Annotated in this window: 16 protein-coding genes and 2 pseudogenes; 16 read left to right on the top strand and 2 right to left on the bottom strand. The window is 42.7% G+C overall.

The window, feature by feature from the left end; all coding sequences use genetic code 11:
* Positions 1–267: 267 nt before the first annotated feature.
* A pseudogene (locus ACPF7I_RS13155) lies at positions 268–381 on the top strand (flagellin); the annotation flags it as partial.
* Between the two features lie 403 nt (positions 382–784).
* Here ACPF7I_RS13155 and ACPF7I_RS13150 read toward each other — a convergent pair.
* Positions 785–1,636: a DNA endonuclease gene (locus ACPF7I_RS13150; RefSeq protein ID WP_430745822.1), complete on the bottom strand. Its 852-nt coding sequence runs from the start codon at positions 1,634–1,636 to the stop codon at positions 785–787.
* 334 nt (positions 1,637–1,970) lie between these two features.
* Between ACPF7I_RS13150 and flaG the strand changes: the two genes are divergently transcribed.
* From flaG to ACPF7I_RS13125, 5 genes are read left to right on the top strand one after another with little or no spacing between them, the layout of a single operon-like run.
* On the top strand, positions 1,971–2,330 hold the full coding sequence (gene flaG, locus ACPF7I_RS13145; RefSeq protein ID WP_430746032.1) for a flagellar protein FlaG: 360 nt from the start codon (positions 1,971–1,973) through the stop codon (positions 2,328–2,330).
* Between the two features lie 13 nt (positions 2,331–2,343).
* Complete coding sequence (locus ACPF7I_RS13140; protein ID WP_430745823.1) at positions 2,344–3,891, top strand: flagellar hook-associated protein 2; 1,548 nt, start codon at positions 2,344–2,346, stop codon at positions 3,889–3,891.
* Positions 3,892–3,907: 16 nt separating this feature from the next.
* A complete protein-coding gene (gene fliS, locus ACPF7I_RS13135; protein ID WP_128999711.1) occupies positions 3,908–4,300 on the top strand; it encodes a flagellar export chaperone FliS in 393 nt (130 codons plus the stop codon).
* On the top strand, positions 4,300–4,650 hold the full coding sequence (locus ACPF7I_RS13130; RefSeq protein WP_430745824.1) for a flagellar protein FliT: 351 nt from the start codon (positions 4,300–4,302) through the stop codon (positions 4,648–4,650). The genes fliS and ACPF7I_RS13130 overlap by 1 nt, the downstream gene beginning before the upstream one ends.
* 8 nt (positions 4,651–4,658) lie before the next feature.
* The gene (locus tag ACPF7I_RS13125) at positions 4,659–5,048 is read left to right on the top strand and encodes a hypothetical protein (protein ID WP_430745826.1); all 390 of its coding nucleotides are present in this window, start codon (positions 4,659–4,661) and stop codon (positions 5,046–5,048) included.
* Between the two features lie 33 nt (positions 5,049–5,081).
* Here the strand turns inward: ACPF7I_RS13125 and ACPF7I_RS13120 are convergent, their stop codons facing one another.
* On the bottom strand, positions 5,082–6,164 hold the full coding sequence (locus ACPF7I_RS13120) for an HD-GYP domain-containing protein (RefSeq protein WP_430745827.1): 1,083 nt from the start codon (positions 6,162–6,164) through the stop codon (positions 5,082–5,084).
* Positions 6,165–6,338: 174 nt separating this feature from the next.
* On the opposite strand from ACPF7I_RS13120, the gene hpf reads away from it, so the two are divergent.
* The 10 genes and pseudogenes from hpf to ftsX all read left to right on the top strand — a co-directional run bounded on the left by hpf (position 6,339) and on the right by ftsX (position 14,935).
* On the top strand, positions 6,339–6,887 hold the full coding sequence (gene hpf / locus ACPF7I_RS13115; protein ID WP_430745828.1) for a ribosome hibernation-promoting factor, HPF/YfiA family: 549 nt from the start codon (positions 6,339–6,341) through the stop codon (positions 6,885–6,887).
* A 62-nt stretch (positions 6,888–6,949) separates the two neighbouring features.
* Positions 6,950–7,486 (top strand): hypothetical protein, encoded by a 537-nt coding sequence (locus ACPF7I_RS13110; protein ID WP_430745830.1) that lies wholly within the window; start codon positions 6,950–6,952, stop codon positions 7,484–7,486.
* A 125-nt stretch (positions 7,487–7,611) separates the two neighbouring features.
* The gene (gene secA, locus ACPF7I_RS13105; protein ID WP_430745832.1) at positions 7,612–10,116 is read left to right on the top strand and encodes a preprotein translocase subunit SecA; all 2,505 of its coding nucleotides are present in this window, start codon (positions 7,612–7,614) and stop codon (positions 10,114–10,116) included.
* Between the two features lie 81 nt (positions 10,117–10,197).
* Positions 10,198–11,305 (top strand): peptide chain release factor 2 gene (gene prfB, locus ACPF7I_RS13100; protein ID WP_129000922.1). Its coding sequence is split into 2 segments (ribosomal slippage): positions 10,198–10,269 and positions 10,271–11,305, totalling 1,107 coding nucleotides; the frame shifts between segments, so codons are not numbered across the junction.
* Between the two features lie 89 nt (positions 11,306–11,394).
* Positions 11,395–11,640, top strand: coding sequence for a hypothetical protein (locus ACPF7I_RS13095; RefSeq protein ID WP_430745834.1), 246 nt, complete (start codon positions 11,395–11,397; stop codon positions 11,638–11,640).
* Positions 11,609–11,870: pseudogene (locus ACPF7I_RS13090) on the top strand (type II toxin-antitoxin system RelE family toxin). Before ACPF7I_RS13095 ends, ACPF7I_RS13090 begins: the two are co-directional and overlap by 32 nt.
* An 89-nt stretch (positions 11,871–11,959) precedes the next feature.
* Complete coding sequence (locus tag ACPF7I_RS13085) at positions 11,960–12,820, top strand: YitT family protein (protein ID WP_430745835.1); 861 nt, start codon at positions 11,960–11,962, stop codon at positions 12,818–12,820.
* Between the two features lie 58 nt (positions 12,821–12,878).
* On the top strand, positions 12,879–13,205 hold the full coding sequence (cccB, locus tag ACPF7I_RS13080) for a cytochrome c551 (protein WP_043964806.1): 327 nt from the start codon (positions 12,879–12,881) through the stop codon (positions 13,203–13,205).
* A 160-nt stretch (positions 13,206–13,365) separates the two neighbouring features.
* Positions 13,366–14,052: a cell division ATP-binding protein FtsE gene (gene ftsE, locus ACPF7I_RS13075; protein WP_021093726.1), complete on the top strand. Its 687-nt coding sequence runs from the start codon at positions 13,366–13,368 to the stop codon at positions 14,050–14,052.
* Positions 14,042–14,935: a permease-like cell division protein FtsX gene (gene ftsX / locus ACPF7I_RS13070; RefSeq protein ID WP_430745837.1), complete on the top strand. Its 894-nt coding sequence runs from the start codon at positions 14,042–14,044 to the stop codon at positions 14,933–14,935. The genes ftsE and ftsX overlap by 11 nt, the downstream gene beginning before the upstream one ends.
* Positions 14,936–14,946: the final 11 nt, after the last annotated feature.

Here is a 14,946-nt window from a genome sequence, read left to right as displayed (position 1 = left end):
CTTTGGCGCCACAACGAAGCTGGAAACGGCAAGCGTGACGGCGTGAAAAGTCAAGGGATTGGGCAACCAGCAGCCAAGCTCCTGTGACGAAAGTCTGGAGAAGGTTCAACGACTAGGGTATACCGCCTAAGGCGAGCGCTATGGCGATGAAACCCGTAGGTGAAGCGATGGTGAGAGACATCGTGAATCCGAAGTGCCCGGCCCCTAACAGGTAAAGCTGAGGGTGAAGATATAGTCTAGTCATTTGCGAAAGCAAATGTTCGCACGATGGCGAAAGAAATGATGGAGTTCACGAAGAACAACATCCTCTCTCAAGCAGCACAAGCAATGTTGGCTCAATCCAATCAAATGCCACAAGGAGTTTTGCAGTTACTTCGGTAATTTGATTGGAAGGGCGTCTTAGCTGGAAACGGCTAAGAGGATAACTGGGTGAATTGCTGGGAAGCCCTAAAGCTTTCCTTGCCACAACGAAGCTGGAAACGGCAAGCGTGACGGCGTGAAAAAAGGAAAGATGCTACAATGGGTAATCAGCAGCCAAGCTCCTGTGAGGAAACTCTGGAGAAGGTTCAACGACTAGGACATACCACCTAAGGCGAGTGCTATGGTGATGAAGTCCGTAGGGAATTTCCCGAAGTGCCCAGCCCTTCGCTAGCTGAACGGCTAGAAAGGTGAAGAGATAGTCTACACAACGATCGAAAGACGTTGCGGCATGGCAAGCCAACCAACAACCACAAGGAGTATTGCAATTACTCCGCTAATAAAACAACAAGAGGCCTTAGGATTCCTAAGGTCTCTTGTTTCGTTCTCTCCATTTGTATATGACAGACCAGTAACTTCGTTGCAACGTGTCTGCAATTTCTTGAATAGTTGCTCCATTCTTTTTCATCTCGTTTATTAGTTGTATCTCCTCGTCAGTGTACTTTTTCCAACGGTCAGCGCTACTTACTAAAATTTTGAAGTCAGGGTGTTCCCTTTTCCATTTTTCCTCTTCCATGTGCAAGCGTTCGTTCCAATTTGTTTTGTAATACATGGATGGACAATCGAGCGTAATAGGAGAAATAACGTCTAAAAATGTGAATGTTTCCTTTACAGATGTCGTTTTTAAAATGACTCCTTGTCCATCTTTTCGGTTGCTGAAGTGAAATTTTATACGAAAAGTACGGAAGATGTGTTGTTGTAATTGCTGGAGTTCTGTTGCTGTATAGCATTGTAAGTAGAGATAAATGTGTGGTGTTAAGTAAATATGTTTTTTTCGAACATTTATTCTTGAAGAGATACAAAGAGCACCATCGTCCATGTATAAAACAGCAAGAAAGTGGGGCAGTGTACAATACGGCAACAAACGTACAGGAACATGTTTTCCTCCGTTGGCATCATAAAAGTGGGCATATAATGCAGTGAACAATGGCAAAGAAGCGGAACGAATACATTGACTCTTTGGTGTGATGTACAATAATTTATCAAAAAATGATACTTTCCACCGTCGATATTCTTTTTGGGCTATTCCAAAATGTTCACGGTAACTATGATTTTTTCGTCGACTGTTTGAATAAATCTTTGTAATTTCCCCGTCGCCTATAATGCTAGCAATTAAAATATTTTGCTGAATAGGATTTAATCGAAAGAAATCTTCCATGTAGGTTTCCCTCCTAATAAGAACATACATTCTTGTTTTTACTTATTATAACGTATTTTTGGGAATCAGTGTTTGTTTTTTATGAAAGAGGACTGTGTATATGATTGTTTTTTGTCTCTCGTCTCGCAAATATAAGTTCCCTTGTCGTAACAACGTTATTGCATATGAACGAGATCGTATATTGTTTTCCCTTGTCTGCTAAAGTACGAAGAACAAAAACGAAACCCGGTAACCCCACCACATAGATGAAGTGTTTTTCTTTTTCCCCCTTCAAATTTTCCTTCCTTCATCCGATATAAACGGTAGGAACGTATATGCAAAGGAGCGAACGGTGATGATCGAACGAATTTCTTCTTCTCATTCTTCCACATATATGTATGAAAAAATAACAGAGCGTCCAACAGAGCAGCCAAAGCAAGAGCAAGCGACCGTGCAGCAAGCGACAGCCAAGCAAGATGAAGAACGCATCTCAAAACAAAAACTTGAAGAAATCGTCAAAGGGATGAACGAATTTTTACAGCCGAGCCATACGTCGTTAAAGTTTAATGTGCATGAAGATTTAAAAGAGTATTATATTCAACTAATCGATGATCGAACGAAGGAAGTTGTGCGGGAAATTCCGCCGAAAAAATTGTTGGATATGTACGCGGCGATGATGAAGTTTGTCGGTTTGATCGTCGACCGAAAAATTTAGGAGGTGGTCAGTTATGAGCATGATGCGAATTGGTGGATTGGCAAGCGGAATGGATATCGATCAAATTGTCGGCGATTTAATGAAAGTCGAGCGTGCGCCAATTGATAAATTAAAACAAAAAAAGCAATTGCTTGAATGGCAGCGCGACGCATATCGCGATATGAACCGTTTATTAGACGCATTAGATAAACATATTTTCGACGGTGTGATGCGCCAAAGCACGTTTTTGCAGAAAAAAGTGACGAGTTCGAATGAGAACGTCGTGACGGCAACTGCCACTCCGTCCGCTGCAAACCAAACAGTAGAAATTAGCAATATTACACAACTTGCAACAGCGGCAAGATGGACGTCTGAAAGTGCCATCCAAACTGTAGGGGCGTTTGATCCGAATGCGAAATTGAAAGATGTTACCTTTCTGGTGGGGGGAGTTACCCCTGTTACCTTGACAAGTTCGTTAACAGTTAAATTGGCTGTAACAGATCCTAGCGGCGATACAAAAAATGTTGAAATAAGTGTGGATCCAAACAATGATACAATTCAGTCAGTTATCAATAAAATGAATCAACATACAGATCTGGGTGTAAACGCATTTTTTGACGACGTCACAAAAAAAGTGGTTATTAACAAAAAACAAACAGGGGCTGGCGCTTCTATACAAGTTATTGAGGGACAAGAATTGTTTCAAGCATTTGGTTTTACAGCTGCCCTAAACAGTCTGGAACTGACAGGGAAAGTTGACGGACAAAACGCCCGATTTACAATTAACGGTCTTGAAACAGAGCGCACGTCGAACACGTTTACAATTAACGGTATGACGTATACGTTAAAAAATACGCATGCAGGGACGGTAACGATATCCTCAACAACAAATACGGATGCAATTTTTAACTCAATTAAATCGTTTGTCGATAAGTATAATGAAACGATTGATGAAATCAATAAAAAGCTAAAAGAAACGCGTTATCGCGATTATCAGCCGCTTACAGATGAGCAGCGTGAGAAGTTGACGGAAAAGCAGGCGGAGAAGTGGGAGGAGAAAGCGAGAAGCGGCATTTTGCGCGGCGACTCGATTTTATCAAACGCCCTCTCTAGCATGCGCCAAGCGTTGTATCGAAAAGTTGAAGCAGCGACAGAAGGGTTTCAACAGCTTGCGCAAATTGGCATTACCACAACACCAAACTATTTAGATGGCGGAAAGCTCATTATTGACGAAGCCAAGTTAAAACAAAAAATTGAAGAAAATCCAGAAGCGGTGTATCGACTCTTTAGTAACAGTGGTGAAGGGGCGAACAAAGGAATCGTCCGTCAACTGCGCGATGAAATAAAAAAGACGATCAAAAGCATTGAGGATAAAGCAGGAAATACGTTCAAAGTTGCGAATCAATATATCATTGGAAAAAGTATCCTTGATCTTGATACGCGCATTAGTGCGGCGGAAGATCGGTTAAAACGAGTAGAGAACCGTTATTGGAAGCAGTTTTCTGCGATGGAAAAGGCGGTGCAGCGGGCAAATTCGCAAAGTATGTATTTGATGAACGCTTTTGGCGGCGGGGGACAATAATTTAGGAGGTTGAACGATGAACCCATATCAGTCTTATCAAACGAACGCGGTGCAAACAGCGTCGCCGGGAGAGTTAACGCTCATGCTTTATAACGGATGTTTAAAATTTATTGCACAAGCGAAAAAAGCAATTGAAGAAAAAAACATTGAAGCGCGCAATACGAACTTGTTGAAAGCGCAAAAAATTATTCAAGAGCTGATGGTGACGCTCAATATGGAATATGAAGTGGCGAAGTCGATGATGACGATGTACGACTATATGTATCGTCGACTTGTAGAAGCAAACATTAAAAGCGATGTGACGATTTTAGAGGAAGTAGAAGGGTACGTGAAAGAATTTCGCGATACGTGGAAACAAGTCATTCAGCTGAATCGTCAACGTCAATATGCGCAAGGCGGTCACGTGTAATGAACGTCGTTGCGGAACTTTTTGAGGCGACGGCGGCGATCGTGACGTTGCTTCGTGAGCCGATCGAAAGAGAGAAGCGTGAAGCTGTCATTGAACAAATCGAACAACTGCTTGAAAAGCGGGAACAGTTGCTCAAGCATCTTCCGCATATGCTAACAGATGAACAAAAACAAATGGGGAAAGAGTTGCTTTCGCTTGATCGAGAGGCAAATGAACTTCTTCGCCAGCTGAAACAACAAATTCAACAAGATTTAAAACAAACGAAACAAACGAAAATTGCCGCTGAGCGTTATGATGAGTTATACGATTCACTAGCGATAGACGGCATGTTTTATGATAAACGAAGGTAGGTATGAACATGTTACAATTAACTCCAGAACAATTAACAGTCGTTCGTCAATATGCGACGTTATTAGACACGATTGAGGAAGGATTTCAGTACGTTAAGGAAAGTTTTGTGGATTATGAGCGGAAGCAAGGGGACGTCGTGCTTGCCGACATTTTAGAAGCGTTCGATCAAATTGATGCGGTAAATGAGCGGTCGCTCGCGCAATTTTTTGTTGGGGAGGAAGCGGTGCTGCAAGAGCTGAAACGATTTTCTTCTGTTATCGAGGAAGCGTGGAAGTTAGATGGAAAGTTGCAAGACACGAATGGAAAGCAACAAGTCGTTGAACAACATTTAGCCCCAGCGTTTGAGGCGTGGAAAGTAAGCATGATGCAACATCTTCGTCCGTATATTGAACAATAATAGAAGGTGCGAGTGAATCGCACCTTCTATCGTTTAAAACGCTTCTGTAATTGTAACGTTTACTTCCTTTCGCAAGTCGATTTCAAACGGTGATTTGAGCGTCTCTCCGTTCGGATTTTGTAAAATGCGAACGACAGGGCGAAGTGGATATTCAGGGAAAATTTTCGAGACGACACCGCGATATCCTGTATTTAATACGATGTTTGTGCCAAGCGGATAAATAGCAACATATTTCAAAAACGTTTTAATGAGTTCATAATCAAACAACGTGTTGCCAGCTGCGCATAAATATTCGGCCGCTTCGTGTGGCGAATGTTGTTGGCGATGATCGCGTGGTGAAGTGAGTGCATCAAACACGTCTGCGATCGCAATAATGCGCGCGAATTCGTGAATGTATTTGCCAGCGGCTTTGTGGGGGTAACCGCTTCCGTCAAAACGTTCATGATGTTGCAAGGCACAGTAAGCGGAAGATGGTGAAATATTATTTTGCTTTTTCAATAGTTCAAATCCAAATTCCGTATGATGTGATATAATTCGGCGTTCCTCAGGGCTAAGAGGCCCTTTTTTCGCCCAAAGTGCACTCGGAATTTGCGTCATGCCGATATCAAATAAAAGCGCCCCAACACCTAAATCGAGCAATTGTTGCGAGGAATAACCTTTCGCTAATCCGATGACACCTGCGATCGTTGCGACGTTGACCGAGTGATGAAAAAAATATCCCTTTGAAATAACAAGGTCGGATAAGTTAATGAGCAAGTTTTCTCTGCTTAATAAGTAGTCTAAAATTTCTTTAAATATTTTTTGATATTCTTGCCCGAGATCTAGCGAAGATACGCGTTGAACAGCTTTTTGTTCTTCGATGAGTTCCGTCATCGTTTCGTACACTTTTTTTACGGCTTGTTGTCGTACAACCGGGCTAATCGTTGGCTTTTCTTCAATGTCAAATGTAAAAATGTCGTGAATATAAATATGACGAATGCCGTTTTCGCGCAATCCGCGAATGTATGAGTCGGTCAGTTTCACTCCTTTAGCAAGCAAAACTGCACCGTTCGGTCCGTAAATATCGACGGCGAGCACATCGCCACTTTTTGCTTCAAATATATGCACTTTGCGCATGCGATCACACCTCAGCAGAAAAATACGAACGCTTTTTCATCATCTATAAATTATAGCATAATTATCCATCGTTTTGTTCATCATTTTTTCACAAAAAATGTGACGATTGAGGAGGAGTTTTGTAGGGAATTGTAGAAATAAGTAATCAACCTTTCATAAAAGGAGGAACAGCGTATGAAATACAACATTCGCGGAGAAAACATCGAGGTTACACAAGCGATTCGAGAATATGTCGAGAAAAAAATTGGGAAATTGGAACGTTATTTTGAATCAACGGAAGGAGTTACTGTTCACGTTAACTTGAAAGTATATAACGATAAACAATCGAAAATTGAAGTCACGATCCCAATGCCACAAATTGTATTGCGTGCGGAAGAGCGCCACGACGATATGTATGCGGCAATCGATTTGGTCGTCGATAAACTCGAACGCCAAATTCGTAAACATAAAACGAAAGTGAATCGAAAAATGCGTGAAAAAGAAGCAAACGGTGTGACGCTTACAGCAACTGCTCCTGTCGCAACAGAAGAGCATGAGGAAGAAGAATTTGAAGTTGTACGTACGAAGCGTTTTAGCTTAAAACCGATGGATAGCGAAGAAGCGATTTTACAAATGAATATGCTTGGTCATAACTTTTACGTCTTTATTAATGCGGAAACAAACCGCACAAACGTCGTTTACAAACGAAAAGATGGCAAATACGGCTTAATTGAAGCGAACTAATCTTCCCACCCTCTGTCGAATCGAGACAGGGGGTGGTATAATGTGAAAGGAGGTGAAAAAGGGTGGAAGCGATTTTACGCGAAATTTTAGCGAAATTGACAAATATCGAAAAAAACTTCTTGTCTTTTCAACAAGAAGTGCGTGAGCGGTTTGCACAAATTGATGAGCGGTTTGCACAAATTGATGAGCGGTTTGCACAAATTGATGAGCGGTTTGCACAAATTGATGAGCGGTTTGCACAAATTGATGAGCGGTTTGCACAAATTGATGAAAGATTCGCTCAAATCGATCAGCGTTTTGAAAACATGGAGGCTCGATTAGTGGCGCTTGAACAAAAAATGGAAGAAACAAATGAGCGGATTAGCCGCCTCGAGGAAGAAATGTGTGATGTCAAGAAGCGCCTTGCACGCGTTGAAACACAATTAGACGAAGTCAAAGAAACGGTGCATCGTCTCGAAGTTCAACTGGCGAATGACGTGCACACATTACTGCAAAACATTTATAAAAAGATCGATGAAAAAGGATTTGAAATTTATGCATTAAATAAACGTTTGCTTAGAGTGGAAGCCTCCATTGAACAACTACAGTCGCAAGTGTAATCCAGCGAAGATGCTGGCTTTTTCTTTTTCCCCATCTCCCACTTCATCCTTCGTATGAGTTGTCACCTTTTCCTGTAAATGATATCATGTAGATTAGTGATTCTATAATTAAGGAGCGTTTTCATATGCTTGGAATGTTAAAAAAAGTGTTTGATCCGAATAAACGGCAAATTGCGCGATTAGAAAAAATCGCGAATGAAATTGATGCGCTCGGTCCACAAATGGCGCAGCTTTCTGATGACGAATTGCGTCAAAAAACAGAGCAATTTAAAGCTCGTCTTGAAAAAGGAGAAACGCTTGATGATTTGCTTGTCGAAGCGTTTGCGGTCGTTCGTGAAGCTGCAAAACGCGTGCTCGGCATGTATCCGTATAAAGTGCAATTGATGGGGGGCATCGCCCTTCATGAAGGCAATATTGCTGAAATGAAAACAGGGGAAGGAAAAACGTTAACCGCAACGATGCCTGTCTATTTAAATGCATTAACAGGAAAAGGCGTCCACGTCGTGACAGTAAACGAATACTTAGCAAGCCGCGACGCACACGAAATGGGCAGATTGTATCAATTTTTAGGCTTATCGGTCGGTCTCAATTTAAGCAATATGTCGCGCGAAGAAAAACAAGCGGCTTACAACGCCGATATTACGTACGGAACGAATAACGAATTTGGTTTCGATTATTTGCGCGATAACATGGTGTTGTATAAAGAACATATGGTACAACGTCCGCTTCATTATGCGATTATTGACGAAGTCGACTCGATTTTAATTGATGAAGCGCGTACACCGCTCATTATTTCAGGTACAGCGCAAAAGTCTACAAAATTGTACATTCAGGCGAACGCATTTGTGCGCACGTTAAGACGAGATGTCGATTATACGTACGATGAAAAAACGAAAAGCGTGCAGCTCACGGAAGAAGGAATGAACAAAGCAGAGCGCGCGTTTGGAATCGATAACTTATTTGATTTAAAACATGTGACGTTAAACCATCATATTAACCAAGCGTTGCGCGCCCACGTTGTCATGCAGCGCGACGTTGATTATGTCGTTGAAGACGGAAAAATCGTTATCGTCGATCCGTTCACAGGTCGTTTAATGCGCGGACGCCGATATAGCGATGGGCTTCATCAAGCGATCGAAGCGAAAGAAGGGCTTGAGATTCAAAATGAATCGATGACGCTGGCGACGATCACGTTCCAAAACTATTTCCGCATGTATGAAAAGCTAGCGGGGATGACGGGAACAGCGAAAACAGAAGAAGAAGAGTTTCGTAACATTTACAATATGCAAGTTGTCGTCATCCCGACAAATAAACCAGTCATTCGCGATGACCGTCCAGATTTAATTTATCGTACGATGGAAGGAAAGTTTCGCGCAGTTGTTGAGGATATCGCAGAACGCCATGCGAAAGGGCAACCTGTCCTCGTTGGTACGGTATCCATTGAGACGTCTGAGTTGTTGTCAAGCATGTTAACGAAGCGCGGCATTCGTCATAACGTTTTAAACGCGAAAAACCATGCGAAAGAGGCAGAAATTATTGCGCAAGCAGGTCAAAAAGGTGCGGTAACGATTGCGACGAACATGGCAGGGCGCGGAACGGACATTAAACTTGGCGAAGGCGTGCGCGAACTTGGCGGTTTAGCCGTCATCGGGACGGAGCGTCACGAAAGTCGCCGCATCGATAATCAGCTGCGCGGTCGTTCTGGTCGTCAAGGAGATCCGGGGGTATCGCAATTTTACTTGTCGCTTGAAGATGAACTGATGCGTCGCTTCGGTTCAGAAAATATGATGGCGATGATGGATCGCTTAGGGATGGACGATTCACAGCCAATTCAAAGTAAAATCGTTTCAAAGGCGGTTGAGTCGGCACAAAAACGTGTCGAAGGAAATAACTTCGATGCACGTAAACAACTATTGCAGTACGACGATGTATTGCGCGAACAACGCGAAATTATTTATCGCCAACGTTTCCAAGTGCTTGACTCAGAAAACTTGCGCGACATTGTTGAAAAAATGATCCAATCGGTCATCGAGCGCGTCGTGCGCATGCACACGCCAGAAGATGAAATGCCAGAGGAATGGAATGTGCAAGCGATTGTTGATTATGTGCAAGCGAACCTTCTTTATGAAGGGGATGTGACGATTAACGACTTGCGTGGCAAAGAACCAGAAGAAATGATTGAATTCATTTGGAATAAAGTGCGCGCACGTTATGACGAAAAAGAAAGCCGCATTCCAGCTGAGCAAATGCGCGAGTTTGAGCGCGTCATCGTCTTGCGTGCCGTTGATATGAAATGGATGGAGCATATCGATGCGATGGAACAGCTGCGCCAAGGTATTCATTTGCGTGCGTACGGTCAAATTGATCCGTTGCGTGAATATCAAATGGAAGGATATGCGATGTTTGAAGCGATGATCGCTTCCATCGAGGAGGAAGTCGCACGTTACATGATGAAAGCAGAAATTGAAAACAACCTTGAGCGTCAAGAAGTGGCGAAAGGTGAGGCGGTCCACCCGAAAGAAGGAGAAGAAGTGAAGCGCAAGCCGGTGAAAAAAACGGTGGAAGTTGGTCGGAATGATCCGTGCCCGTGCGGAAGCGGAAAAAAATATAAACATTGTTGTGGACGATAAGTGAGGGACTTTTCCCTCGCTTTCGTTATGTTGCGTTCGTGATGACGTTTGAATACAATAATGGTTGAGGTGAATGACATGATCGATTTAGTAGAAATTAAGCAAGAGCTTGAGAAAATGGCTAAGCGATTAGCGGATATTAGGGGGTCTCTTTGACCTCGAAACGAAAGAAGCGCGCATTGAACAGCTAGAAGCACAAATGGCCGCTCCTGATTTTTGGGACGATCAAAAAGCAGCCCAATCGGTCATTAGTGAAGCGAATGCGTTGAAAGATTTAGTCGGTGAATTTCGCTCGCTTGAAGAGCGGTTCGAAAATTTAGAAGTGACGTACGAGCTTGTGAAAGAAGAGCCAGATGAAGAATTGCAAAAAGAGCTCGTGGCTGAGGCGAAAAAATTATCGAAAGACTTTAGCGAATTTGAACTGCAATTGTTGTTAAACGAACCGTACGATAAAAATAACGCCATTTTAGAACTTCATCCTGGTGCAGGTGGAACAGAGTCACAAGACTGGGCATCGATGTTGCTGCGCATGTATACGCGCTGGGCGGAGAAAAAAGGATATAAAGTGGAAACGCTCGATTATTTGCCCGGTGAGGAAGCAGGTATTAAAAGCGTCACATTGTTAATTAAAGGGCATAATGCATACGGATATTTAAAAGCAGAAAAAGGCGTCCATCGCCTCGTGCGCATTTCACCGTTCGATGCTTCCGGCCGCCGTCATACGTCGTTCGTTTCATGCGAAGTTGTCCCTGAATTCGATGACAACATTGAAATCGACGTGCGCCCAGATGAAATAAAAGTCGATACGTATCGTTCAAGCGGTGCCGGCGGTCAGCACGTCAATACGACAGACTCAGCTGTACGCATTACACACATTCCAACGGGCATTGTCGTCACATGCCAATCAGAGCGTTCACAAATTAAAAACCGTGAAAAAGCGATGAATATGTTAAAGGCGAAATTGTATCAAAAGAAATTAGAAGAACAACAAGCGGAGCTCGCAGAAATTCGCGGCGAACAAAAAGAAATTGGCTGGGGAAGCCAAATTCGCTCATACGTCTTCCATCCATACTCGCTCGTGAAAGATCATCGAACAAATACGGAAGTCGGGAATGTTCAAGCGGTGATGGACGGAGAAATTGATGTGTTTATCGACGCGTATTTACGCTCCAAATTAAAACAAGGATAAGGTGTCCGACATGGGCACCTTTTGTTGTATATTATTGACGCCTAAAAAAAGAGCGTGATAATCTGGGCATAACGAAAGGAGGGAATAACATGGCAGTAGACAAAAAAGTGCTTCATGAGATGATTGAACAGTTAAGCGAATCCGATCAAAAATCAGTCTACGAATTTTTATTGCATTTACTGCAAAGAGCAAAAAAAGATCATAAATGGTGGGATGAAATGGAAGAAGAAGCGTTGTTAACAGAAGAAGAAAAACGCCAGTTACAAGGAGATGAAGGATATGTGACTGGTGGTGATGCAAAACGTGAATTTGGCTTACAAGTTGATTTACCGTAAGGAAGCAGTAAAATTTCTTGCTAAGCAAGAGAAAGAAGTACAAGAACGGATAGCTATATTGTGTTAAAAGGATTGCTTTACAGTTCTCCTCAAGGAGACATTAAAAAATGAGGGGACAACAAGGTTTGTACCGTCTACGTGTTGGCACATACCGCATTCTTTTCCGCATTGATCACCACGAACAAATAATTTACATCGAGGCGATTGGAAATCGAGGAGACGTATATTAACTTCACTATATTAAATCATTATTGCGTTAATTCGATGTCATTTACTTCCTATATCGGGCATGCTATACTCACGAGGGAAGGTGAGAAGCATGCGAAAAAGAAGCAACATAACAAATCCATTCGTTGAAAAAGTGCTCGAATACGTATACATTCTTATCGGCTCGGCCGTTGTGGCCGTTGCGTTCAATTTATTTTTACTCCCGAATCGTGTCGCATCTGGTGGGGTAAGCGGCATCAGTACGATTTTACATGCGACGCTCGGCTGGCAGCCAGCGTACGTACAATGGGCGCTTAACATTCCGCTATTTATCGCAGGTGTGCTATTGCTCGGAAAGCAGTTTGGTGTAAAAACGTTAGTCGGTACCGCCTTTTTACCGTTTGTCGTTTATTTGACACATGACGTGGCACCGGCAACGCACGATCCATTGCTTGGGGCGCTATTTGGTGGCATTGGCGTCGGCATAGGACTAGGCATCGTTTTTCGAGGTCGCGCATCGACGGGAGGAACAGATTTAGCTGCTCAAATTATTCATAAATATACAGGTTTATCGTTAGGGACGTGCGTTATTTTAATTGATGGTTTAATCGTTTTAACCGCAGCGTTTGTGTTCGATTTAGAACGGGCGCTATATGCATTAATTGCGTTATTTGTAACGAGTAAAACGATTGACTTTGTCCAAGTTGGTTTTGGCAATTCAAAAATGGCAATGATTATTACAACAAAAGAAGAACAAGTGCGGGAAGCGATTTTGCATAAAATTGACCGCGGTGTGACAAAACTACGTGCATACGGTGGATATACAGAAAAAGAGCGCACGATGCTTATGTGCGTTGTGGCACAAAGCGAGTTCACAAAATTGAAACAATTAGTGAAAACCATTGATCCGTCTGCATTTGTCGTCGTTATGGATGCAGCGGAAGTGCTTGGCGAAGGATTTAAACGTGCCTAACGTAAAAACGATGCGATATAATAGAAGTGTATGAAAATGTTGACAAGGGGGATTTCGTATGAAGAAAAAGCTACTTAGCTTATTTGCTGGTACAGCGATCGTGTTAGCTGCCTGTGGCGGAGGGGATAGCGCGAGCGAAAAACCAGCCAACGGTGGCGGGGACACAGCTTCAGCCGCAGAAGCCGTTTACAAAAAATCATGTGCAAGCTGTCACGGACAAAATTTAGAAGGCGGCGTCGGACCTGCACTTGATAAAGTAGGCGGAAAATATTCGCAAGATGAAATTAAAGATATTATCGCAAACGGTCGCGGCGGTATGCCAGGTGGTCTACTCCAAGGCGACGATGTCGATAAAGTAGCGGAATGGTTAGCAGCGAAAAAGTAAGAGGATGCCAATGGGAGCATCCTCTTTTCATTTGTAACAGTCTTGAAATATAACTGTAAATAAAATTCGCCCCCTTTTTGTCGGAAATGATGATATAATGAACGAGGTAAGAATTTTGCAGGAATATGTAGAAAAACATCGAATACTTAGGTGGTTGCTTATGATTGAAATGCAAGATGTATATAAAACATATCCGAACGGAGTGATCGCATTAAACGGCATTTCCGTTAGGATTAAGCAAGGAGAATTTGTATATGTCGTCGGTCCGAGCGGCGCTGGGAAATCGACGTTTATTAAAATGATGTATCGCGAAGAAAAACCGACAAGCGGAAAAATTATGATTAACGGTGTGAACTTAGCGAATATAAAAGACAGCAAAGTGCCGTTGCTTCGCCGAAACATCGGAATCGTCTTTCAAGACTTTAAACTTCTTCCAAAGTTAACCGTATATGAAAACGTTGCGTTTGCTTTGGAAGTCATTGAAGAATCGCCAAAAAACATTCGCAAGCGCGTCATGGAAGTGCTTGACTTAGTTCGGTTAAAACATAAAGCGCGCTTTTATCCAGATGAATTATCGGGCGGAGAACAGCAGCGCGTGTCAATTGCCCGTTCGATCGTTAACAATCCGTCGATTGTCATTGCGGACGAACCGACAGGAAATTTAGACCCGGATACATCATGGGAAATTATGGATATTTTTGAGCGCATCAATGACCGCGGAACAACGATTGTGATGGCAACGCATAACCGTGAAATTGTCAATACGATTCGCAAGCGCGTCATTGCGATTGAACGCGGGAAAATTGCGCGCGATGAAGTGAAGGGGGAATATGGCTATGAAACTTAACACCCTTCGCCGTCATTTTCGTGAAAGTTTAAAAAGTCTCGGACGAAACGGTTGGATGACGTTTGCGTCCATTAGTGCTGTCACGGTGACGCTTTTGCTTGTTGGTGTGTTTCTCGTCATTATGCTCAACATTCAACATATAACGAAACAAATTGAACGCGATGTTGAAATTCGTGTGCATGTCGATTTAAGTGCGACAGATGCGGACAAAGGTGTGCTGCGGGCGAAACTGGAAGCTCTTTCTGGTGTAGAAAAAGTGACGTACTCATCAAAAGATGAAGAACTTCAAAAATTAATTGACAGTTTTGGGGAAGATGGGCAGTCGTTTCGTTTGTTTGAGCAAGATAATCCGTTAAGCGATGTATTTATTGTGAAAGCAAAAAATCCGCTTGATACGGAAAAAATCGCAAAACAAATTGAAGCTTTGCCTTCTGTCGGTAAAGTCAAATACGGAAAAGGGCAAATTGAAAAACTATTTGCCGCGACGAAAACGATTCGCAATGTCGGATTAGCGCTTATTATCGGGTTGTTATTTACAGCGATGTTTCTCATCTCAAATACGATTAAAATTACGATTTTTGCCCGTCGTCGTGAAATTGAGATTATGAGATTAGTAGGGGCGACTAACGGATTTATTCGCTGGCCGTTTTTCCTTGAAGGGCTATGGCTTGGCATTTTCGGTTCAATCATTCCGATCGCTATCGTTCTTTCTGCCTACTCGTACGTATTTGACTTGTTGTATCCAAAGTTGAAAGATACGTTTTTTCAACTTCTTCCTTTTTATCCGTTTGCATGGCAATTGGCGGCAGTGCTCGTTTTATTAGGGGCATGCATCGGCATGTGGGGAAGCTTGATGTCAGTGAGACGATTTTTGAAAGTATAGAAAGAGAGAGG

The sequence above is a fragment of the Anoxybacillus dikiliensis genome (assembly GCF_050613275.1).
Taxonomy (GTDB): domain Bacteria; phylum Bacillota; class Bacilli; order Bacillales; family Anoxybacillaceae; genus Anoxybacillus.
The sequence above is the reverse complement of the archived record's forward strand: the minus strand, read 5'-3'. Positions and strand labels throughout refer to the sequence as shown.

Excerpts from the sequence above, each read along its gene's own strand:
- ACPF7I_RS13095 (WP_430745834.1), top strand. The coding sequence starts at position 11,395 with ATGGCAGTAGACAAAAAAGTGCTTCATGAGATGATTGAACAGTTAAGC.
- ACPF7I_RS13140 (WP_430745823.1), top strand. The coding sequence starts at position 2,344 with ATGAGCATGATGCGAATTGGTGGATTGGCAAGCGGAATGGATATCGAT.
- ACPF7I_RS13125 (WP_430745826.1), top strand. The coding sequence starts at position 4,659 with ATGTTACAATTAACTCCAGAACAATTAACAGTCGTTCGTCAATATGCG.
- cccB (WP_043964806.1), top strand. The coding sequence starts at position 12,879 with ATGAAGAAAAAGCTACTTAGCTTATTTGCTGGTACAGCGATCGTGTTA.
- flaG (WP_430746032.1), top strand. The coding sequence starts at position 1,971 with ATGATCGAACGAATTTCTTCTTCTCATTCTTCCACATATATGTATGAA.
- ACPF7I_RS13085 (WP_430745835.1), top strand. The coding sequence starts at position 11,960 with ATGCGAAAAAGAAGCAACATAACAAATCCATTCGTTGAAAAAGTGCTC.
- ACPF7I_RS13150 (WP_430745822.1), bottom strand. The coding sequence starts at position 1,636 with ATGGAAGATTTCTTTCGATTAAATCCTATTCAGCAAAATATTTTAATT.
- ftsX (WP_430745837.1), top strand. The coding sequence starts at position 14,042 with ATGAAACTTAACACCCTTCGCCGTCATTTTCGTGAAAGTTTAAAAAGT.
- ftsE (WP_021093726.1), top strand. The coding sequence starts at position 13,366 with ATGATTGAAATGCAAGATGTATATAAAACATATCCGAACGGAGTGATC.
- secA (WP_430745832.1), top strand. The coding sequence starts at position 7,612 with ATGCTTGGAATGTTAAAAAAAGTGTTTGATCCGAATAAACGGCAAATT.
- fliS (WP_128999711.1), top strand. The coding sequence starts at position 3,908 with ATGAACCCATATCAGTCTTATCAAACGAACGCGGTGCAAACAGCGTCG.
- ACPF7I_RS13130 (WP_430745824.1), top strand. The coding sequence starts at position 4,300 with ATGAACGTCGTTGCGGAACTTTTTGAGGCGACGGCGGCGATCGTGACG.
- hpf (WP_430745828.1), top strand. The coding sequence starts at position 6,339 with ATGAAATACAACATTCGCGGAGAAAACATCGAGGTTACACAAGCGATT.
- ACPF7I_RS13120 (WP_430745827.1), bottom strand. The coding sequence starts at position 6,164 with ATGCGCAAAGTGCATATATTTGAAGCAAAAAGTGGCGATGTGCTCGCC.